The sequence below is a fragment of the Cupriavidus taiwanensis genome (assembly GCF_900250115.1).
Taxonomy (GTDB): domain Bacteria; phylum Pseudomonadota; class Gammaproteobacteria; order Burkholderiales; family Burkholderiaceae; genus Cupriavidus; species Cupriavidus taiwanensis_B.
On the sequence record NZ_LT984803.1, the window covers coordinates 1,562,873 to 1,582,936 of the forward strand.

Genomic DNA, 20,064 nt, shown 5'->3' on the forward strand with positions numbered 1-20,064 from the left:
AGCAGCAGTTTCCATGCAGTTTCCATCTCCCCTTGGAAGGAACCCGACCATGTCCAACACGTTCAAGCGCATCGTCCTGGCCTCGCGTCCCGAAGGCGCGGTGACGCCGGCCAATTTCCGCCTGGAAGAAGTGCCCGTGCCGCAGCTCGCCGACGGCCAGGTGCTGGTGCGCAACCATTACCTATCGCTCGACCCGTATATGCGCGGCCGCATGAATGACAGCAAGTCCTACGCCGCGCCGCAGCCGCTTAATGAAGTGATGATCGGCGGCACCGTCGGCGAGGTGGTGGAAAGCAAGAACAGCAAGTTCAAGCCGGGCGACAAGGTCGTCGGCATGTTCGGCTGGCAGGAAATGGGCGTCAGCGACGGCACCGGCCTGCAGCCGGTCGATACCACGCACATCCCGCTGTCGGCCTACCTCGGCTCGGTCGGCATGCCCGGCGTGACCGCATGGTATGGCCTGAACAAGATCATACAGCCCAAGGCGGGCAAGACCATCGCGGTCAGCGCCGCGTCAGGCGCGGTCGGCAGCGTGGTGGGCCAGCTGGCCAAGCTGGCGGGCTGCCGCGCGGTGGGCTTCGCCGGCGGCAAGGACAAGTGCGACTACGTGGTCAACGAGCTGGGTTTCGATGCCTGCATCGACTACAAGGCGGCGAAGGACCCGAAGGAGCTCTACACCATGCTCAAGGAGGCCACGCCCGACGGCATCGACGGCTATTTCGAGAACGTCGGCGGCGACATCCTCGACGCGGTGCTGTCGCGCATGAACGCCTTCGGCCGCATCGCCATGTGCGGCATGATCGCCGGCTATGACGGCCAGCCGCTGCCGCTGAAGAACCCGCAGCTGATCCTGGTTTCGCGCCTGACCATCGAGGGCTTTATCGTCTCCGAGCATATGGAAGTCTGGCCGCAGGCGCTGAAGGAACTGGGCAGCGCGGTCGCCCAAGGCAAGCTCAAGTTCCGCGAAAGCATTGCCGAGGGCCTGGCCAGCGCGCCGGAAGCCTTCATGGGCCTGCTCAAGGGCAAGAACTTCGGCAAGCAGCTGGTCAAGCTGGTCTGACGGCGCCTGCAGGGCCGCGGCGCGCCGGACCGGCGCCGCGGGCAACGGATATCACTGGACCCGCCACAGGAGACACCGATGAATGCCCCGCAAGCCCCGCAAAGCCAGGGTGCCGACGAGATCGGCGCCGGCCTGCCTGAAGAGGTCAAGGCCCGCTACCGCAACCTGCCGCGGCCGCCGCAGTTCGCCACCGTGGGCGAGGAGCGCCTGCACCGCAAGCAGCGCCTGGCCGCCGCCTTCCGGCTGTTCTCGAAATTCGGCTTCGACGAAGGCGTGGCCGGCCATATCACCGCGCGCGATCCCGGGTTCCCCGACACCTTCTGGGTCAATCCGTTCGGCGTGCATTTCAGCCAGGTCAGGGTCTCCAACCTGATCCGCTGCGACCACCACGGCGACGTGGTCGAGGGCGACTACCCGGTCAACGCCGCGGCCTTTGCCATTCATTCGCGCGTGCACCAGACCCGCCCCGATGCGGTCGCCGCCGCGCACTCGCACAGCACCCATGGCCGCGCGTGGTCGACGCTTGGCCGGCCACTCGACCCGCTGACGCAGGACGTGTGCGCCTTCTACCACGACCATGCGGTCTATGACGACTTTGGCGGCGTGGTGGTAGAGCTCGACGAGGGCCAGCGCATCGCCAATGCGCTCGGGCAGAACAAGGCCGCGATCCTGCAGAACCACGGCCTGCTGACGGTCGGCAAGACCGTCGACGAAGCGGCGTGGTGGTTCATCACCATGGAGCGCTCCTGCCAGGTGCAGCTGCTGGCCGAAGCGGCCGCGGCGCGCACGCAGGCGCCGCTGAAGGTGATTGCCGACGCGGCCGCACGGCAGGCGTATTCGATCGTCGGCACCGCGCAGGCGGGCTGGTTCCAGTTCCAGCCACTCTACGCCCGCATCGTCAAGGAACAGCCCGACCTGCTGGACTGAGCCCGCATGCCTGCCATGCGGCGGGCAGCCCCCCATTTGATTCACGCGACAGGACAGACGACATGAAGGATTTCTCCAACAAGGTGGCCGTGATCACCGGCGGGGCCTCGGGCTTCGGCAAGGAATTTGCCCGCATCGCCGCCGACCTCGGCATGAAGCTGGTGCTGGCCGATGTGCAGGAAGACGCGCTGGACGCGACCGTCGCCGAATTCCAGGCGCGCAACGTGCCGGTGATCGGCCTGCGCACCGACGTCTCGCAAGCCGCGCAGGTGCAGGCGCTGGCCGATGCCGCGATCGAGACCTTCGGCCAGGTCAACCTGCTGTTCAACAATGCCGGCGTCGGCGCGGGCGGCCTGATCTGGGAAAACTCGGAGCGGGACTGGGAATGGGTGCTGGGCGTCAACCTGTACGGCGTGGTGCACGGCGTGCGCATCTTCACGCCGCTGATGCTGGCCGCCGCGGAGAAGGACCCGGCGTTCGAGGGGCATATCGTCAACACCGCATCGATGGCGGGCTTGCTGAATCCGCCGGCGATGGGCGTCTACAACGTGTCCAAGCACGCGGTGGTGGCGCTGACCGAAACGCTGTACCAGGACCTCGGGCTGGTGACGCAGCAGGTGCGCTGCTCGGTGCTGTGCCCGTATTTCGTGCCGACCGGCATCAGCCAGTCGCAGCGCAACCGGCCCGCCGGCCTGGCCAACCAGGCGCCGCCGACGCGCTCGCAGCTGGTGTCGCAGGCCTTGTCCGACAAGGCCGTCGGCTCGGGCAAGGTGACCGCGGCGGAAGTGGCACGGATCACCTTCGATGCCATCCGCGACGAAAGCTTCTATATTTATTCCCACCCCCAGGCGCTCGCCCCCGTGCGCCAGCGCTTCGAGGATATCGTCGGGCAGCGCAATCCCGGCGATCCGTTTGCCGACAAGCCCGAGGTCCGCGCGGGCCTGGTTGCCGCGTTGCGCGGCTGAGTCGACGTTCGCCAACGCTGGCCAGCACCACGCCACAACCAGGAGGACCGCATATGGAGAGCAACATGGCAGCGCCCGCCGCCGTGATCCGCCACCTGCAGTACGCCACGCTGCCCAATGAAACCCGGCTGCACTACGCCAGCGCCGGCGAGCGCGGCAAGCCGCTGATGCTGTTCGTGCACGGCTTTCCGGAATTCTGGTTCGAATGGGAGGCGCAGCTGGCCGAGTTCGGGCGCACGCATTTCGCCGTCGCGCCCGACCTGCGCGGCTTCAACCTGTCGAGCAAGCCCGCCGACTTCAGCGCCTACCGGCCGCGCCATATCGTCGAAGACCTGGTGCAGCTGATCGGCGCGCTGGGCTATGACCAGGCCGTGGTGGTGGCGCACGACTGGGGCGGGGCGATCTGCTGGAACCTGGCGATCCAGTTCCCGCAGCTGGTGCGCCAGCTGGTCATCGTCAATTCGCCGCACCCGTACCTGTTCGCGCGCGCGCTCGCCACCGATCCGGCGCAGCAGGCGGCCTCGGCCTACATGAACTGGCTGCGCAAGCCGGGCTCGGAACAGGCGCTGGCGGCCAACGACTTCGCGCTGCTGGACCGGATGCTGTCCGACGACGACGGCAAGCCGGCGGCGTGGTACACCGCCGAGACCCGCGCCAGGTACCACGCGGCGTGGTCGCAGCCGGGCGAGGGCAGGGACATCGGGGTGCATCCGCTCACCGGCGGTGTCAACTTCTACCGGGCTTCGCCGATGCATCCGCCGGGCGAGGGCGAGCCGCCGCCCGACATTGCGCGGCTGGACCCGGCCGCGTTCGTGGTGCGGGTGCCGACGCTGGTGGTGTGGGGCGAGCGCGACCGCGCGCTGCCAAAGTCGCTGGTGGACGGCCTGGCCGACTTCGTGCCCGACCTGCGGCTCGAGCGCATCCCCGAGGGCACGCACTGGGTGATCCACGAGCAGCCGGAACGGATCAACCTGCTGATCCGCAGCGCGCTGCCGGCCTGAGCGCTGGCTCCGCAAAACCCCGCCTGCGGCGGCACCGGCCGCCGCGGGCAGGGTTTCAGCTCAGCCGCTCGCGGTAAAGCCGGTAGTTCTCGTCATCGAAGCAGACGAAGGTGACCTGCTCGATTTCCGGCGCCCCCGCCAGCGCCTCGCGCACCGCGGCGATGGCGATATCCGCCGCGCGTTCGCGCGGGAAGCCATAGATGCCGGTGCTGAGGTTGGGAAAGGCGAGCGTGCGCAGGTGGTGCTGCGCGGCCACGCGGATGCTGTTGCGGTAGGCGTTGGCAAGCTGTTCGTCCTCGTCCTGGCCGCCGCCATGCCAGACCGGGCCGACCGCGTGGATCACGTACGGCGCGGGCAGGCGCCCGCCAGTGGTGATCACCGCCTCGCCGGTGGGGCAGCCGCCCTGCGCGTCGCGGATCGCGCGGCAGGCCTCCATGATGGCAGGGCCGCCGGCCCCGTGGATGGCCCCGTCGACGCCGCCGCCGCCGAGCAGGCCGCTGTTGGCCGCATTGACGATGGCATCGACTTCCATCCGGGTGATATCGCCATGGACTACCTGCAAGTGCTCGCCGCTCATGGTGTCTCCTGCGCTGTGGAGGGAGGGCCGCCGGACAGCCGCTTGGTCGGTCCGACCGGCGGGAAGCCGCTGGGTGCTACGCGGTGTGCTACATGGACTGCTCAAGCATACGCCGATAATCCGCGGCGCTGGCTTCTTTCGGGTTGGTCTTGTGGCAATGGTCGAGCAGCGCGCCGGCGATCACCTTGTCGAACATGTCCTCGGTGACGCCCATCTGGCGCAGCCCGGTCGGCAGGCCCAGGCGCGCGGTCATGTCATGCACCGCCTGCGCCAGGTCGGCGCCGTCGGGCAGGTGCATGGCGCGGCGCAGGCGCGCGTAGCGCTGATCGCGCACCACGGTGGGCGCGTCGGCATTGAAGCGCAGCACCGCCGGCATCACCACCGCGTTGAGGGTGCCGTGGTGCAGGCCGGTGCGGCCGTCGATCTTCAGCCCGCCCAGCGGGTGCGACAGCGAATGCACGCAGCCCAGTCCCTTCTGGAACGCCATTGCGCCCTGCATCGACGCGCTCATCATGTTCAGGCGCGCATCGCGGTCCTTGCCGTCGCGGGTGGCGCGCTCGATATGGGTCCAGCCGCGCTCCAGGCCGTCGAGCGCGATGCCGTCCGCGGGCGGGTTGAAGGCGGGCGCCAGGAAGGTCTCGATGCAGTGGGCGATGGCGTCCATGCCGGTGGCGGCGGTCAGGCCGGCGGGCAGTCCCAGGGTCAGCTCGGGGTCGCATACCGCGGACTTGGGCAGCAGGTGCCAGGAATGGAAGCCCAGCTTGCGGCCGTCGTCCAGGATGATGATGGCGCCGCGCGCGACCTCGCTGCCGGTGCCGGACGTGGTGGGCACAGCGATCAGCGGCGCGGCCTGGTCGGTGATGCGGCCGCTGCCGCCCTCGATGGTGGCATAGCTGGTCAGCTCGCCCGCGTGCGTGGCCAGGATGGCGATGCCCTTGGCCAGGTCGATCGACGAGCCGCCGCCCACCGCGACCAGGCCGTCGCAGCCTTGCTCGCGGTACTGCGCGGCGGCCTTGCGCACCATGGCCTCGGTCGGGTTCGACGGGGTCTCGTCGAACACCGCCACCGGCAGGCCCTGCATCGCATCGATGGCGCGCTGCGCCACGCCGGCCGCAACCACGCCCCGGTCAGTCACCAGCAGCGGCCGGCGGATGCCGATGCGCTCGCATTCCGACTTCAGCACGTTGACCGCGCCGAAATCCAGGTGAATGTGGGTCAGATAGTAGATGAACGCCATGTTTGCTTGTCTCCTGCTGGGATCTGCCGCGAAAGCGTTGGAATTCGTTGTTGTCACGGGCCTGGCGCGCCGCTGGCATCGTGCGCCGGCTTGGGGTTCAATGGCACTGTCGCACCGTTTCCGCAGGTCCCGGCGCCGCTGCAGCCGATGATCGCGCAAAAACTGCTGGCGTGGCAGGGCGGGCAGGACTTTTCCGGGTTATCTCGGACTGCCCGGGCTCGGAAACATCTGGCATCATACTAAAATCGAACGATCGTTCACTATTCGAACTTGTCCCGATGCCGACGCCGCGCCAGCGCTGCTGCGCGGGGCCGGCGCCGGGTTTGCGCCGCATCACGCCCTATGTCTGTTGTACCGTCTTCCCCATCCGCCACGCCAGGCCTGCCGGACAGCCCGCTGGACCCGCAGCTGGCCGCGTTGCTGGCCCTGATCGCGCGCGCCAAGCGGCCGCCGATCCACGCCATGGCGCCGGAAGACGCCAAGATCGCCTACGAGAAAAGCGCGCCGATCCTCGACATCGACCCGCCGCCGGTGCATACCGCGGAAGACCTGCTGGTGCCAGCCCGCGACGGCCACGCCATCCCGGTGCGGCTGTACACGCCGCGCGCGGCCAGCTGGATCGAGCCGCTGCCGCTGCTGGTGTACTTCCACGGCGGCGGCTTCACGGTGGGCAGCGTCGATTCGCACGATCCGCTGTGCCGCCTGCTGTGCGGCCAGGCCGATTGCATGGTGCTGTCGGTGGCTTACCGTCTGGGGCCCGAGTGGCGTTTCCCGACCGCGGTCGACGACGCCTTCGATGTGCTGCACTGGGTCTTCGCCGAAGCCGACAAGCTCGGCGCCGACCCGGCGCGCATCGGCCTGGGGGGCGACAGTGCCGGCGGCACGCTGGCCGCGGCCTGCGCGGTCGAGGCGCGCGATGCCGGCCTGGCACCGGTGCTGCAGCTGCTGATCTATCCGGGCACCAGCGCGCGCCAGGATACGCCGTCGTACCGCGCGCTGGCCGATGGCTACCTGCTGACGGCGGACATGATCGGCTGGTTCTTCGCGCAGTACCTGGACCGGGATGCCAGCCGCGACGACTGGCGCTTTGCCCCGCTCGACGGCGGCGGCACCGGTGCCGAGGTGGGCGGGGTGTGCCCGGCCTGGATCGCGGTGGCCGGCTACGACCCGCTGCATGACGAGGGCGTGGCCTACGCCGAAAAGCTGCGCGCCGCCGGCGTTGCCGCCACGCTGGCCGACTACCCCGGCATGATCCATGATTTCTTCAAGCTGGGCCGGTTCGTGCCAGCGGTGGCACAGGCGCATGCCGATGCCGTCGCCGCGCTGCGCGCCGCGTTCGGCACCTCGCCGGACTAGGCCACCGCCTTGCGGTCGCGCCGGTCCATGCATTTTTCATGCAGTGATTTGCAGTACTAGGAGACATCGTCATATGCAACGCCGCCAATTCCTCGCCCGCGCGGGCCTCGCCGCCGCCACCGCGGCCCTCGGTCTTGCCGCCGTGCCTGCCCAGGCCCAGGCCGACAAGTTCCCGCAGCGCCCGATCCGGCTGGTGATCGGCTACACCGCCGGCGGCTCCACGGATATCCCGTTCCGCGTGCTGGCCGACAACGCCTCGAAAATCCTGGGCCAGCCCGTGATCGTCGAGAACAAGCCTGGTGCCGGCGGCGTGCTGCCGGCGCAGCTGATGCAGAGCACCGCGCCCGACGGCTACACGCTGGCGCAGGTGGCCATGCCGGTCTACCGCCTGCCGTACACCACCAAGATCAACTGGGACCCGGTCAAGGACCTGAGCTACATCATCAACCTGGCCGGCTATTCGTTCGGCCTGGTGGTGCCGGCGGATTCGCCGATCAAGACCATGCAGGACTACATCGCCTACGCCAAGGCCAACCCCGGCAAGCTGACCTACGGCTCGCCGGGCTCGATGACCACGCTGCACCTGACCATGGAAGAGCTGGCGATGAAGCAGGGCGTGCAGTTCTCGCACATTCCGTACAAGGGCAATTCGGAATCGATGCAGGCGCTGCTGGGCGGCCACGTGATGTCGGTGGCCGACACGCCGGCCTGGGCGCCGTACGTGGAGCAGGGCAAGCTGCGCCTGCTGTCGACCTGGGGCGAGAAGCGCTCGGCGCGCTTCCCCAACGTGCCGACGCTGAAGGAGCTGGGCATGGGCATCGTGCAGACCTCGCCGTTCGGCCTGGTCGCGCCCAAGGGCACCGACCCGAAGATCGTGCAGAAGCTGCATGACGCCTTCAAGAAGGCCATGGAGATGCCCAACTACCGCGAGTCGCTGGCCAAGTTCGACATGGAGCCGTTCTACATGAACACCCAGCAGTACGCGCAGTTCGCGGCCGACACCGTCAAGAAGGAAAAGGCGATCATCGAAAAGCTGGGGCTGGCCAAGCCGCAGTAAATCCGCAGCGATCCATCACCTTGCATGCATCCAGGCCGCCGCGCCTGCCGGCCTCGCTCCGGCGGGCGCGGCGGCCTGGCTGCTTTGCGTCCGGCACCATCAACAAGGAAACCGACGTCCATGGCCAAAGAGGAATTCCGCCATACCATCCCGCTGCGCGTGCGCTGGTCCGAAGTCGATCCGCAATCGATCGTCTTCAATGCGCACTACCTGACGTATTGCGATATCTGCGTGACCGAGTACTGGCGCGCGCTGGGCATCCGCTATCCGGAAGACGTGCTGCACGCGCACGGCGTCGATATCTTCGTGGTCAAGTCCACGCTGGAGTACCACGCCTCGGCGCGCTTCGACGATGAGCTGGACATCCGCGGCCGCATGGCGCGGCTGGGACGGTCCAGCATGCTGTTCCGGGTGGAGATGTACCGCGGCGACGAGCACCTGATCACCGGTGAGATCGTCTATGTGTGCGCGGATCCGGCGACGCAGAAGTCGGCGCCGATTCCGGGGGTGGTGCGGGAGGTGATCGAGGGGTATGAAGCGGTGAAGCCGGCTTCGGCTTGACCATTTCGCTTGTTTGCTCCCCTCTCCCGCTTGCGGGAGAGGGGCCGGGGAGAGGGCAGGCGTGTGCCTTGCGATAAGGCATCCTGGTCATCGACGTCCTGCCCTCTCCCTAACCCTCTCCCGCAAGCGGGAGAGGGGACCGGCGCTCAGAAAACGAAGAGGCGGTCGCCAATGCGAAGGGATAGTGGCCTTACTTCCCCACCCCCGCATCCTCCATATAAGCCCGGATCACCGCATCAAAGCTGGCATCGCTTGCGAACCCCAGCGCCAGCGCACGCTCGGCATTCCATGCCGCCGGCCACGTGCCGACGATCTTCTCGACGCGTTCCTCGCGTTGCCACGTCACCAGGTCCGCCACCGCATCGCCGGCGACGCGACGCAGCGCGTCGACCATGCCCGCGGCGGTGACCGACAGCCCCGGCAGGTTGACCACGCGGCGGTTGCCCAGGCGCTCGCCCGCCAGCTCGATACCATTGACCAGCGCGGCCACCGCCGCGCGCGGCGACAGCAGCCACAGTCTGGTCTCGGGCGCCACCGGGCAGTTCGCTGCCACGCCCGCCAGCGGCTCGCGGATGATGCCGCTGGCGAACGACGACGCGGCCGCGTTGGGCTTGCCCGGGCGCACGCTGATGGTAGGCAGGCGCAGCACGCGGCCGTCGACGAAGCCGCGGCGGCTGTAGTCGGACAGCAGCAGTTCGCCGATGGCCTTCTGCACGCCGTACGACGATTGCGGATTCAGCGCGGTGTCGTCCTGCACCACCGGCGGCAGCTCGCCGCCATAGACCGCGACCGAGCTGGTGAACAGCACGCGCGGCTGGTGGCCGAGTTCGCGGCAGGTTTCCAGCAGCGCGCGCGACGCGTCCAGGTTGACGCGCATGCCGAGCTCGAAATCGGCCTCGGCCTGGCCGCTGACCACGGCGGCGAGATGGAACACCGCGCCGGTGTCCTGGTCGATGGCCTGGCGCAGCACCGCCGGATCGGACAGGTCGCCGGTGACCACGCGCACGCGCGCATCGTCGAGGCCCTGCGGCGCGACCACGTCGAGCAGCGTCAGGCGCTTGAAGGCAACGGCCTCGCCGTCCAGGTTCAGGGTGCCGCGTTGCAGCAGCAGCCGGGCCAGCTGCAGGCCGAGGAAGCCGGCGCCGCCGGTAATCAGTACGTTCATGGCAAGAGCTCTTCAGTGGTTTGCGATCAGCGGCCGAGGTAGGGCTTGAGCCAGCCCAGGCCTTCCGACGTGCCGGCGCGCGGGCGGTATTCGCAGCCGATCCAGCCGGCATAGCCGAGCGCGTCGATGACGTCGAACAGGTAGGGGTAGTGCAGTTCGCCCAGGTCCGGCTCATGGCGCTCGGGCACGCCGGCAATCTGGATATGGCCGATGCCGGCGAAGTCGCGCCTGAGCTTCATCGCCACATCGCCCTCGACGATCTGGCAGTGGTAGCAGTCGAACTGCACCTTCAGGTTGGGCGCGCCGACCTCCTTGCAGATCGACTGGCCGTCGTCCTGGCGGTTGAGGAAATAGCCCGGCATGTCGCGCGTATTGATCGGTTCGATCAGCACGGTCACGCCCTGCGCGGCCGCCGCCCTGGCGGCGAAGGCCAGGTTTTCCAGGTAGGCGGCGCGGCAGCGCGCGGGGGCGGCATCGGCCGGGACCAGGCCGGCCATCACGTGGATGCGGTCGTTGCCGATCACGCCGGCGTAGTCGAGCGCGCGGCCGATGCTGCCGCGGAATTCCGCCTCGCGCCCGGGCAGCGCGGCGAGGCCTCGCTCGCCCGCCGCCCAGTCGCCCGGCGGGGCATTGAACAGCGCCTGCGCGAGGCCGTTCGCGTCGAGGCGCGCGCGCAGCTCGGCGGCGGGGTGCTCGTACGGGAACAGGTACTCGACCGCCCGGAAGCCGTCGGCCGCGGCAGCGGCAAAGCGGTCCAGGAAGGCGTGCTCTTGGTACATCATCGACAGGTTGGCGGCAAAGCGCGGCATGGGAAACTCCGGAAGCGAAAGCGGGTTCAGCGATTGACCAGTTTAGCGGGCGTCAGCCACACCAGCACGGCGCCCACCACCAGGATCGCCGACAGCACGTACATCGGCAGCTGCGTGCTGTGCGTCAGGTCCTTGAGCGCGCCCACCATGTACGGCGACACGAAGCCCGCCAGGTTGCCCACCGAGTTGACCACCGCGATGCCAGAGGCCGCGGCGATGCCCGACAGGAACGAGGTCGGCAGCGACCAGAACAGCGGCGCGCAGGTCAGCACGCCGGCGGCGGCCAGCGACAGCGCGGCAATCGCCACGGTCGTATTGGTGGTGAACGAGGCGGCGATGGCAAAGCCCGCCGCACCCATCAGCGCCGGCACGATCAGGTGCCAGCGGCGCTCGCGGCGCGCGTCGGCACTGTGGCCGAGGATGTTCATCACCACCACCGCGCAGAGGAACGGGATCGCCGACAGCAGGCCGATGTTGAAGTTGCCGGTCACGCCGCTGGACTTCACCAGCGTGGGCATCCAGAAGGTCAGCGCGTACTGGCCGGTGACGAAGCAGAAGTAGATCAGGCACATCCACCACACGCGGCGGTCGGCAAACACCGCGCCCAGCGAGTGGCCATGTCCCTTGCCGGCGGCGGCGCCCGCATTGCGCTGGTCTTCCTCGATATTGCGCTTGAGCACGCGCTTCTCGTCGGCGTCGAGCCACGGGGCCTTGTCGATGCCGTCGCGCAGCACGAAGATCGTCAGCAGGCCGATCACGAACGCCGGCAGGGCCTCGAGCAGGAACATCCACTGCCAGCCGCGCATGCCGTGGGTGCCGTTGAACGCGTCCATGATCCAGCCCGACAGCGGGTTGCCGAACATGCCGGCGATGGGGATGCCGGACATGAACAGCGCGATCATCTTGGCGCGGCGGTTGGCCGGGAACCAGTAGGTCAGGTACAGGATCACGCCGGGATAGAAGCCCGCTTCGGCCAGGCCCAGCAGGAAGCGCATCACGTAGAACTGCGTCGGCGTCTGCACGAACAGGAACAGCGCCGAGATGATGCCCCACGTGATCATGATGCGCGCGATCCAGATGCGCGCGCCGATCTTGTGCATCAGCAGGTTGCTGGGCAGCTCGAACAGGAAGTAGCCGATGAAGAAGAGTCCGGCGCCGAGGCCGAACACGGTTTCGGAGAAGGCCAGGTCCTGGCCCATCTGCAGCTTGGCGAAGCCGACGTTGACGCGGTCGAGGTAGGCGACCACGTAGCACAGCATCAGGAACGGCATGATGCGCCAGAACACCTTGCTGTAGGCACGCTTCTCGATCTGGGCGTCGGCATCGAGCCGGGCGTTGCCGCCCAGGCTGTCGAAGGCGGGCACGCTGGCCGCCGGTTGGTTGGATGGCATCGGTGGTCTCCGGGTATGGTGGTGGGTCTGGTCTTGTCGTAGCGGCCACGCGCGGATCGCAGGCGTGCGCGTCCCCGCGCGGTGGCCGGGGCCGCCGCGCCAGGATCAGGCCGGGGTGGTCAGGGAAGCAGCGGGGCTGGTGCTACCAGCGCGCCTGGAAGGCGTCGCGCAGCTCAGCCAGGGCGCTGTCGGGCAGCGCCGCGCGGGCGGCAAAGCCCGGCACGTCTTTCATGGTCATCCATAGCTTGGCGGTCTCCTCCAGTTCTTCCAGCGCGAACGCGGCGCGCGAGACGCTGGACTCCCACACCACCGGTCCCAGGCGCTCCAGCAGCACGCCTCGCACCTGCGCGGCCAGCGTGGCCACGCGCGCGGCCACCGCGGGATCGCCGGGGCGATGGTAGGGAATCAGCGGGACATGGCCGACCTTCATCACGTAGTAGGGCGTGAGCGGCGGCAGTACGTCGTCGGGTTGCCAGACCCCGGCCAGCGTCAGGGCCACGAGGTGCGTCGAGTGCGTATGCACCACGGCGTGCGCCCCGGGGTTGTTGTCATAGATGGCGCGATGCAGCGTCAGGGTCTTGGACGGCTTGTCGCCCGAGACCCAGCTGCCGTCGGTAGCCACCTTGGCGACCGCGGCCGGATCCATCATGCCCAGGCAGGCATCGGTCGGCGTGATCAGCCAGCCATCGTCGAGCCGTGCGCTGATATTGCCGGCCGAGCCGACGGTATAGCCGCGCTGGTACAGGCTGGCGCCGATGCGGCAGATCTCTTCGCGCAGCTTGCTTTCGGTGCTCATCACTGGCCTCCCAGCTGGCGCAGCGCTTCGTCGAAAAAGTCCGGGCCGCCGAAGTTGCCCGACTTGAGCGCCAGCGCCAGCGGCGTGGCATCCAGCGTGACGGTGGCCGGCACGCCCGGGGCGATCTGCGCGCCGATGCGCAGCGCGCGCACGCCCAGCGCCTGCACCACCGCGCCCGAGGTCTCGCCGCCCGCCACCACGAAGCGGCGCGTGCCGCGTGCCTTCAGCGCGGCGGCGACCGTGGCCAGGCATTGCTCGACTAGGTGGCCGGCGCGCGCCACGCCCAGCTCGGCCTGCACCGCCTTGACCTCGTCCGGGCTGGAAGTCGCATAGACCAGCACAGGCTCGTCATGCGCGGCGGCAAAGGCCAGCGCCGCGTCGGCCACGACCTCGCCGCGCGCCAGCGCGAGCGGGTCGATGCGCAGCGCCGGGCGGCCTTGCTCGAGCCAGCGTGCCACCTGGCCATTGGTCGCGCGCGAGGCGCTGCCGGCCAGCACCACGCCGGGGCCGTCGATGGCCGGCACCGCGTCGGCGTCGGCGCGCTGCGGCAGCAGGCCGGCGCGGCGGAAGTTCGCGGGCAGGCCCAGCGCGATGCCGGAGCCGCCGGTGACCAGCGGCAGGCCGGCGCAGGCCTCACCCAGCGTCAGCAGGTCGGCGTCGCAGACCGCATCGGCAATTGCCATGCGCACGCCGTCGCCGCGCAGCGCGGCGATGCGCGCGGCCGTGGCGTTTGCGCCTTGCGCGACCGCGTCATGGCGCAGCAGCCCCACCTTGTGCTTGCTCTGGCGCTGCAGCACCCGCACCAGGTTGGCATCGGTCATCGGCGTCAGCGGATGGTGCTCCATGCCCGATTCGTTCAGCAGCGCATCGCCGACGAACAGGTGGCCGCGGAAAATGGTGCGGCCGTTCTCGGGGAAGGCCGGGCAGGCGATGGTGAAGTCGCTGTTCAGCGCCGCCAGCAAGGCCTCGGACACCGGCCCGATATTGCCGGCGTCGGTCGAATCGAAGGTGGAGCAGTACTTGAAGACGAACTGGCGGCAGCCCTGCGCGCGCAGCCACTGCAGCGCGGCCAGCGACTCGGCCACGGCCTGGGCCGCCGGCACGGTGCGCGACTTGAGCGCGACCACCACCGCGTCGGCGCTGCCGATATCGGCCATGGATCCGGGCACGCCGATGGTCTGCACGGTACGCATGCCATTGCGCACCAGCGTGTTGGCGAGGTCGGTGGCGCCGGTAAAGTCGTCGGCGATACAACCAAGGAGGGCGGTCATGGTTCCGGCTCCTTATTCAGCCTGGCCCGGCAGTTCGATGCCCGGGAAGATCTTGATCACCGCCGAATCGTCCTCGCCGCCATGGCCGGCGGTGGACGCCATCATGAACATCTGGTGCGCGGCCGCCGACAGCGGCAGCGGGAATTTGCTGGTGCGTGCGGTGTCGAGCACCATGCCCAGGTCCTTGACAAAGATGTCGACCGCCGAAAGCGGCGTGTAGTCGCCCTTCAGGATATGCGGCACGCGGTTCTCGAACATCCACGAGTTGCCGGCGCTGTGGGTGATCACGTCATAGAGCGCGTCCGGGTCCACGCCTTCGCGCAGGCCCAGCGCCATCGCTTCGGCGGCGGCGGCGATATGCACGCCGGCGAGCAACTGGTTGATGATCTTGACCCTGGAGCCGGCGCCGTGCGCGGCACCCAGGCGATACACCTTGCCGGCGATGGCGGCCAGCACGTCCTCGGCGAGCGCATAGGCTTCGGCGGGGCCGGAGGTCATCATGGTCATCTCGCCGCTGGCGGCGCGCGCGGCACCGCCCGAGACCGGCGCGTCGAGCATCAGCAGGCCTTTTTCGGCGAGGCGCTGTGCCAGGGTCTCGGCAAAGCCGGGCGGCACCGTGGCGCTGGCGATCACCAGCTTGCCCGGCTGCATCGCCGCCACGGCACCGTCGGCGCCGAACAGCACGGCCTCGGTCTGCTGCGCGTTGACCACCAGCGTCAGCACCACCTCGCAGTGGCTGCCCAGTTCGGCGGGCGAGGCGCACGGCACGCCGCCGGCATCGGCAAAGCGCTGCAGCACTTCGGCACGCAGGTCGCAGGCATGCACGTTGAAACCGGCCCGCAGCAGCGACTGCGCGACACCAAAGCCCATGGCACCAAGGCCGATGACGCCGATATTCCTGGACATAGGGACTCCCTGAAACAGATTCGGATGATTCGGTGCTAGCGGCGCGCTTCAGTTGGTGGCGCCGCGCTGGTTACCGCTCTTGTCGCCGCTCTCGTCGGCGCCCAGCTGGGCCAGCCGGTGCGCGGCGTTGTACATGTGGTTCTGCGCGGCATTGCGCGCGGCCAGCGGGTCACCGGCGCGGATCGCGGCGACGATGGCCTGGTGTTCCTCGCGCACCTGGCGCGAAAAGTCCGCGCGCCGCGCCTCGTTGGTGCGGGTCACGCGCGTGGCGGCTTCCAGGTACTGGCTCAGGAATTCGAGCGTCTTGAGGAAATAAGGGTTGCCGGTCGCTTCGGCGATGGCGCGGTGGAAGCCCACGTCCTCGGCGACGCCGTCGCCACCCTGCGCCACCACCTCGTCGAGCCGGGCCAGCGCGGCGTCGATCGCCGCCATCGAGGCATCGGTGCGGCGCCGGGCCGCCTGCGCGGCGACCTCGGCCTCGATCGCCCGGCGCAGCTCGACGATCTGCAGCACGGATTCCAGCGTGCCGGTGTCGGTGTAGTCGATGCGCAGCGGCCGGATGCCGGCCTGCAGCGTCACGAACACGCCGCTGCCCTGGCGCGACTCGACCACGCCTTCGTATTTGAGCCGGGAGATGGCCTCGCGCACCACGGTGCGGCTGACGCCGAACTCTTCGGACAGCACCGCCTCGGTCGGCAGCTTGGCGCCGCGGGCGAAGGCGCCGCTCTGGATCTTGTCCAGCAGCTGTTCGGCGACGTTGTCGGTCAGGGCACGGGCAGGGACTTTCTGGAACACGGCAAGTTTCCCGGTGATGCGGTAATCAGGTCATCATACAAATTTGCTATACGGCTGCCGATCCCAGGTAAACCCTGACATGGTGCAGATGGACAGGGAATAGTGCGGACAGCGCTCCACATTGGTGCGGCTGCTATGGGTCCGGTCCTGGCGTATCATTGGCGCCCGCCTTCCACTTGCCCGCTTTCACCGCCATGCCCGCCACAGTGCTGATCTGTCCCTGGTCCGAAGCCCGCGAACGCGCGCGCGCCATCCGCTACAACGTTTTTGTCGAGGAGCAGGGTGTGCCGGTGGAACTGGAGTGGGACGAATGGGACGAGCCCAGCTGGCACGCGCTGGCGCTGGCCGACGACGGCACGCCACTGGCCACCGGCCGGCTGCTGCCCGACGGCCATATCGGCCGCATGGCGGTGCTGAAGCCGGCGCGCGGCAGCGGCGTCGGCGCGCTGGTGCTGGAGGCGCTGATGCGCAAGGCCGAACAGCTGGGGTATCCGGAACTGGTGCTCAACGCGCAGACCCACGCGGCGCCGTTCTACGCGCGCGTGGGCTTCGAGCAGGTGGGGCCGGAATTCGAAGAGGCGGGCATCCCGCACGTGGAGATGCGCAAGCGCCTGCCGGGATAAGGCGATAAGGCGATAAGGCGATAAGGCGATAAGGCGATAAGGCGATAAGGCGATAAGGCGATAAGGCGATAAGGCGATAAGGCGATAAGGCGCCGGCGCGGCGCTCAGCGCGGCGCCGGCACGATGCCGGTGTCGCGCGACAGGTTCAGCGTGCCGTGGTATGCCACGTCGCCGATGCGGCCGTCGGCGTCGAAGCTGCGCTCGTTCAGGTCGAAGCGCCCGTCGTGGCGGATGCGCAGTACCGTGCTGGCGCGCGTGCCGTACATCGGCGAGCGGATAAAGGCGGACGACAGCAGCTTTTCCCACTCCGGCGCCACGCCGGTGGCGGGCAGCTCGAAATCGGCGGCCTGGCGTTCGTCGGCCAGCATCTGCAGGTAGGGTTCGGCGCTGGCGGTGGCCTGGCCGCTGTCGGCGGCCAGTACTTCGGCCAGCGCGCCGACGCGGCTGCGCACCTTGGGCCAGGGCGTATCGAGCAGCGCGTTGGACAAGCCGTACAGGCCCGGACGCAGCCGCTGCGGCTGGCGCGACGCCGAGCGGTTGCTGTACCACCACAATTCGCGTAGGTCGCTCGCCAGCAGGTTGAAGCCGTTGTAGCCGCCGTCTTCGCCGGCGAGGCCGTCGAGGTAGTCGAACGGGGCCGCGTGGCCGCGCAGGAAGCCCGCCACCAGTTCGCCGCGCGAGCGCGCGTCGGTGCGTTTTTCGGAGGGGGCGCGGTAGTTGGTCAGCGCGGCGAAGCGGCCGTCGGCGTTGACGCCCATCCAGGTGCCGGGCTCGCCGATGACCTCGGCGAGGTCGCGGCCGGCCAGCACCTGGGGCGCATCCTGCCACCAGTGCGCGGCCGCCGCAGGGCGGGCATAGAATTCATCGCGGTTGCCGGCGACGACCAGGGCATAGTCCGGGTGGGATTGCCAGGCAACCAGGATCAGACACATCGTTTTGCTTCCTTTGCCGGGGGACCGCGCCAGCGGTTCCCGCATACTTCAGTCCGACGGCGCCCGCGCGACGTCGTGTCATCAGGCGCCTACAGCACGTCCAGGTCGATAAAGTGTTCGGTGCGCCGCTCGCCTTCGACCCACTGGTCCAGCCCGCTCTGTCGCCACAGCCCTTCGAGCGTGGCATCGAACGCGGGCGGCACGTCGGCGTAGCATTCCATCCAGGTCTGCACGCCGGCGCGGGTTTCCGGCCTGCGCATCAGCGTACCACCAATTCCGGTGGCTTCGGCCACCGTTTCCATCCAGCGATGCCAGTGCGGCAGCGCCTCGGCGGCGACGGCCTCCGGCACACGGAAATAGACGTAGAGGTGAGCGCTCATGGCGGCTCCCGTGGCAATCAGCCGGCGGCCTGCGCGGCTTCCCCCAGCGGCACCGCGTAGGGCAGGGTGGCGGTGGCCACCGGCGCGCCCTCGGCGCTGCCCAGGCGCAGCACGCTGCCGGCGGCATCGATCTTCAGTTCGGCCAGCCCGGCCCAGCCGCCATCGGGCGCGGGCGCGGCGTTGACGATCATGCCGCAGGGCTGGCCCGGATCTTCCGGTCGATAGATCTCGGTCGCGGGGGCGGGCACCTCGCCTTCGCCTTGCACCAGCCACATGCGGCGCTTGAGCGTGCCGCGGTACTGGCTGCGCGCCACCACTTCCTGGCCGGGATAGCAGCCCTTGCGGAAGTTGACGCCGCCGACCAGCTCGAAATTGATCATCTGCGGCACGAACTGCTCCTGCGTCGCGGCGACGATGCGGGGCAGGCCCGATTGCACTTCGAGCCAGTCCCACAACGCCGGCGCGGCGGCTGCCAGCGTGGCCGACAGTGCCGCGCGCACCGCGTCGGCGCGCTCGGCCGGCAGCACCAGCTGCCAGCGCGGCCGGCCGGCGCTGTCCGGCAGGCGGATCACGGTGGCGCCATCGGCCGCGGCCACGGCAAAGGCGGCTTCGGGCGCGGCCAGCCCGGCCGCGGCCAGCGCCCGGGCGGCGCCGGCGCCGGCGACGCCGAGGATGACGTGGGTCGGGGTGATATCGGACAGCCGGGCCTTGGCGCGCAGCACGAACATCGACAGCCGCTTCTGCACCGCGGCCTGGATCTCGGCCGACAGCTGCAGCACGATGCCGTCGGCGTCGCGCCACATCAGGAAGGTGGCCAGCAGCCGGCCCTTGGGCGAGCAGTAGCCGGCCAGGCGCGCCGTGCCCGGCGCCAGGTCTTCGACCGCGTTGGTCAGCTGGGTGTGCAGGAAGCTGGCGGCATCGTCGCCCGCAACGCGAACGAGGCCGAGCCCGGCCGGGGCGCAGACCACGCCGCCGGCCTGCAGCGCGTCAAGGTTGGCGGCGAGTTGCTGGGCTTGGGGATTCAATGCTGGCATTGCGAGGCAGTCGTCGAGGCAAATCGGGTAGGAAAGAAAACGGGCCGCACCGACGGTGCGCGGCGCCGGGCGCGCGGGAGGCGCCGGCGCCACGGCTCACGGTCGGTGCCAGGCTGCCGGTTATTATATGGGGCTATGAGATTTTCGGCCGGCGCCGGCGGCTGCCGCGGCGCATCCTTGCCCCGGCGGTGCCGGGGGGCGGTCGCGACGACTGATACATGAAACGTTTATTCCTCAGCCTTGGGCTTGCCGTGCTGGTGTTCGCGCTGGCGGCCGTGGGCGGCTTTGCGTGGTGGGCCAATCAGCCGGTGTCGCTGGTCAAGTCGCCGGTGGAAGTGGTGATCAAGCCCAATTCCGGCGTGGCCAGCGTCGGCCGGCAGATCCAGCGCGGCGGCGTGGGCATGGATCCGCGCCTGTTCGTGCTGCTGGCGCGCCTGACCGGGCATGGCGCGGACCTGAAGGCCGGCGGCTATGAGTTCGAAACCGGCGCCACGCCGCTGTCGATCATCGGCAAGCTTGCGCGCGGCGAGGTCACGCACTACGTGGTCACGGTGATCGAGGGCTGGGAATTCCGCAAGATGCGCGCCGCGGTCGATGCCAGCCCGGCGCTGCGCCACGACACGCGCGCCATGTCCGACGCCGAACTGATGAAGGCCATCGGCGCGACCGAGGTTTCGCCCGAGGGGCTGTTTTTCCCCGACACCTACCTGTTCGCGCGCGGCAGCAGCGACCTCGAGCTGTACAAGCGCGCCTACCGCGCCATGCAGCGCCGCCTGAACGAGGCCTGGAACGCGCGCTCGCCCGACCTGCCCTACAAGACCCCGTACGAGGCGCTGGTGATGGCGTCGATCGTCGAGAAGGAAACCGGCCAGGCCGCCGAACGCCCGATGATCGCCGCGGTGTTCATCAACCGGCTGCGCAAGAACATGCTGCTGCAGACCGACCCCACCGTGATCTACGGCCTGGGCGAGGCCTTCGACGGCGACCTGCGCAAGCGCGACCTGCAGGCCGACACCCCGTACAATACCTACACCCGCACCGGCCTGCCGCCCACGCCGATCGCGCTGCCGGGGCTGGCCTCGCTGGCGGCGGCGACCACGCCGGCGCCGTCCGACGCGCTGTACTTCGTCGCCCGCGGCGACGGCAGCAGCCATTTCTCCAACTCGCTACCCGAACACAACCGCGCGGTCGACAAGTACCAGCGCGGCAAATAGGCATTCC

General features: G+C 69.1%; 21 protein-coding genes. 9 read left to right on the forward strand and 12 right to left on the reverse strand.

The features are described from left to right. The first annotated feature begins 49 nt into the window (after positions 1-49). From CBM2586_RS07500 to CBM2586_RS07515, 4 genes are all read left to right on the forward strand, one after another. Positions 50-1,060 carry an NADP-dependent oxidoreductase gene (locus CBM2586_RS07500; RefSeq protein WP_115662187.1) on the forward strand — a complete coding sequence of 337 codons (1,011 nt, stop codon included), beginning with the start codon at positions 50-52 and terminating at the stop codon, positions 1,058-1,060. Positions 1,061-1,138: 78 nt separating this feature from the next. Next, the gene (locus CBM2586_RS07505) at positions 1,139-1,987 is read left to right on the forward strand and encodes a class II aldolase/adducin family protein (RefSeq protein ID WP_115687142.1); all 849 of its coding nucleotides are present in this window, start codon (positions 1,139-1,141) and stop codon (positions 1,985-1,987) included. 62 nt (positions 1,988-2,049) lie between these two features. Then, complete coding sequence (locus tag CBM2586_RS07510) at positions 2,050-2,952, forward strand: SDR family oxidoreductase (RefSeq protein WP_115662185.1); 903 nt, start codon at positions 2,050-2,052, stop codon at positions 2,950-2,952. Positions 2,953-3,005: 53 nt separating this feature from the next. After that, a complete protein-coding gene (locus tag CBM2586_RS07515; RefSeq protein WP_115687143.1) occupies positions 3,006-3,953 on the forward strand; it encodes an alpha/beta fold hydrolase in 948 nt (315 codons plus the stop codon). A gap of 55 nt (positions 3,954-4,008) precedes the next feature. Here the strand turns inward: CBM2586_RS07515 and CBM2586_RS07520 are convergent, their stop codons facing one another. Together CBM2586_RS07520 and CBM2586_RS07525 are read right to left on the reverse strand one after the other, a co-directional pair. Continuing rightward, entirely contained in the window at positions 4,009-4,530 is a 522-nt protein-coding gene (locus CBM2586_RS07520) for an O-acetyl-ADP-ribose deacetylase (protein ID WP_115662183.1), read from the reverse strand. Positions 4,531-4,618: 88 nt separating this feature from the next. Further along, the gene (locus CBM2586_RS07525; protein ID WP_115687144.1) at positions 4,619-5,767 is read right to left on the reverse strand and encodes an iron-containing alcohol dehydrogenase; all 1,149 of its coding nucleotides are present in this window, start codon (positions 5,765-5,767) and stop codon (positions 4,619-4,621) included. A 342-nt stretch (positions 5,768-6,109) separates the two neighbouring features. Between CBM2586_RS07525 and CBM2586_RS07530 the strand changes: the two genes are divergently transcribed. The 3 genes from CBM2586_RS07530 (at position 6,110) to CBM2586_RS07540 (ending at position 8,741) form a co-directional block, all read left to right on the forward strand. Further along, positions 6,110-7,123, forward strand: coding sequence for an alpha/beta hydrolase (locus tag CBM2586_RS07530; RefSeq protein ID WP_115687145.1), 1,014 nt, complete (start codon positions 6,110-6,112; stop codon positions 7,121-7,123). A gap of 73 nt (positions 7,124-7,196) precedes the next feature. Further along, a complete protein-coding gene (locus CBM2586_RS07535; protein ID WP_115662180.1) occupies positions 7,197-8,180 on the forward strand; it encodes a tripartite tricarboxylate transporter substrate binding protein in 984 nt (327 codons plus the stop codon). Positions 8,181-8,300: 120 nt separating this feature from the next. Further along, entirely contained in the window at positions 8,301-8,741 is a 441-nt protein-coding gene (locus tag CBM2586_RS07540; RefSeq protein WP_115662179.1) for a YbgC/FadM family acyl-CoA thioesterase, read from the forward strand. A 190-nt stretch (positions 8,742-8,931) separates the two neighbouring features. On the opposite strand, the gene denD is transcribed toward CBM2586_RS07540, so the two are convergent. The 7 genes from denD to CBM2586_RS07575 all read right to left on the reverse strand — a co-directional run bounded on the left by denD (position 8,932) and on the right by CBM2586_RS07575 (position 15,874). Further along, the gene (gene denD / locus CBM2586_RS07545; RefSeq protein ID WP_115687146.1) at positions 8,932-9,906 is read right to left on the reverse strand and encodes a D-erythronate dehydrogenase; all 975 of its coding nucleotides are present in this window, start codon (positions 9,904-9,906) and stop codon (positions 8,932-8,934) included. 26 nt (positions 9,907-9,932) lie between these two features. Beyond that, positions 9,933-10,715, reverse strand: a complete 783-nt coding sequence (otnI, locus tag CBM2586_RS07550) for a 2-oxo-tetronate isomerase (protein WP_115687147.1) — start codon at positions 10,713-10,715, stop codon at positions 9,933-9,935. A 26-nt stretch (positions 10,716-10,741) separates the two neighbouring features. Continuing rightward, positions 10,742-12,106 carry an MFS transporter gene (locus CBM2586_RS07555; protein ID WP_115662176.1) on the reverse strand — a complete coding sequence of 455 codons (1,365 nt, stop codon included), beginning with the start codon at positions 12,104-12,106 and terminating at the stop codon, positions 10,742-10,744. A 142-nt stretch (positions 12,107-12,248) separates the two neighbouring features. Next, positions 12,249-12,902, reverse strand: a complete 654-nt coding sequence (locus CBM2586_RS07560; protein WP_115662175.1) for an aldolase — start codon at positions 12,900-12,902, stop codon at positions 12,249-12,251. After that, positions 12,902-14,173, reverse strand: a complete 1,272-nt coding sequence (gene otnK, locus CBM2586_RS07565; RefSeq protein ID WP_115687148.1) for a 3-oxo-tetronate kinase — start codon at positions 14,171-14,173, stop codon at positions 12,902-12,904. The genes CBM2586_RS07560 and otnK overlap by 1 nt, the downstream gene beginning before the upstream one ends. Positions 14,174-14,185: 12 nt before the next feature. Continuing rightward, positions 14,186-15,079 (reverse strand): L-threonate dehydrogenase, encoded by an 894-nt coding sequence (ltnD, locus tag CBM2586_RS07570; protein WP_115687149.1) that lies wholly within the window; start codon positions 15,077-15,079, stop codon positions 14,186-14,188. 48 nt (positions 15,080-15,127) lie between these two features. Then, the gene (locus CBM2586_RS07575; protein WP_115662172.1) at positions 15,128-15,874 is read right to left on the reverse strand and encodes a FadR/GntR family transcriptional regulator; all 747 of its coding nucleotides are present in this window, start codon (positions 15,872-15,874) and stop codon (positions 15,128-15,130) included. Positions 15,875-16,068: 194 nt separating this feature from the next. Between CBM2586_RS07575 and CBM2586_RS07580 the strand changes: the two genes are divergently transcribed. Further along, positions 16,069-16,497 (forward strand): GNAT family N-acetyltransferase, encoded by a 429-nt coding sequence (locus CBM2586_RS07580; protein ID WP_115688680.1) that lies wholly within the window; start codon positions 16,069-16,071, stop codon positions 16,495-16,497. Between the two features lie 104 nt (positions 16,498-16,601). Here the strand turns inward: CBM2586_RS07580 and CBM2586_RS07585 are convergent, their stop codons facing one another. From CBM2586_RS07585 to CBM2586_RS07595, 3 genes are all read right to left on the reverse strand, one after another. Continuing rightward, entirely contained in the window at positions 16,602-17,429 is an 828-nt protein-coding gene (locus CBM2586_RS07585) for an NRDE family protein (protein ID WP_115662171.1), read from the reverse strand. An 89-nt stretch (positions 17,430-17,518) separates the two neighbouring features. Next, positions 17,519-17,809 carry a DUF4936 family protein gene (locus CBM2586_RS07590; RefSeq protein WP_115662170.1) on the reverse strand — a complete coding sequence of 97 codons (291 nt, stop codon included), beginning with the start codon at positions 17,807-17,809 and terminating at the stop codon, positions 17,519-17,521. A 17-nt stretch (positions 17,810-17,826) separates the two neighbouring features. Further along, positions 17,827-18,843: a YgfZ/GcvT domain-containing protein gene (locus CBM2586_RS07595; protein ID WP_115687150.1), complete on the reverse strand. Its 1,017-nt coding sequence runs from the start codon at positions 18,841-18,843 to the stop codon at positions 17,827-17,829. Positions 18,844-19,061: 218 nt separating this feature from the next. Between CBM2586_RS07595 and mltG the strand changes: the two genes are divergently transcribed. Continuing rightward, positions 19,062-20,057 carry an endolytic transglycosylase MltG gene (gene mltG / locus CBM2586_RS07600; protein WP_115687151.1) on the forward strand — a complete coding sequence of 332 codons (996 nt, stop codon included), beginning with the start codon at positions 19,062-19,064 and terminating at the stop codon, positions 20,055-20,057. Positions 20,058-20,064: the final 7 nt, after the last annotated feature.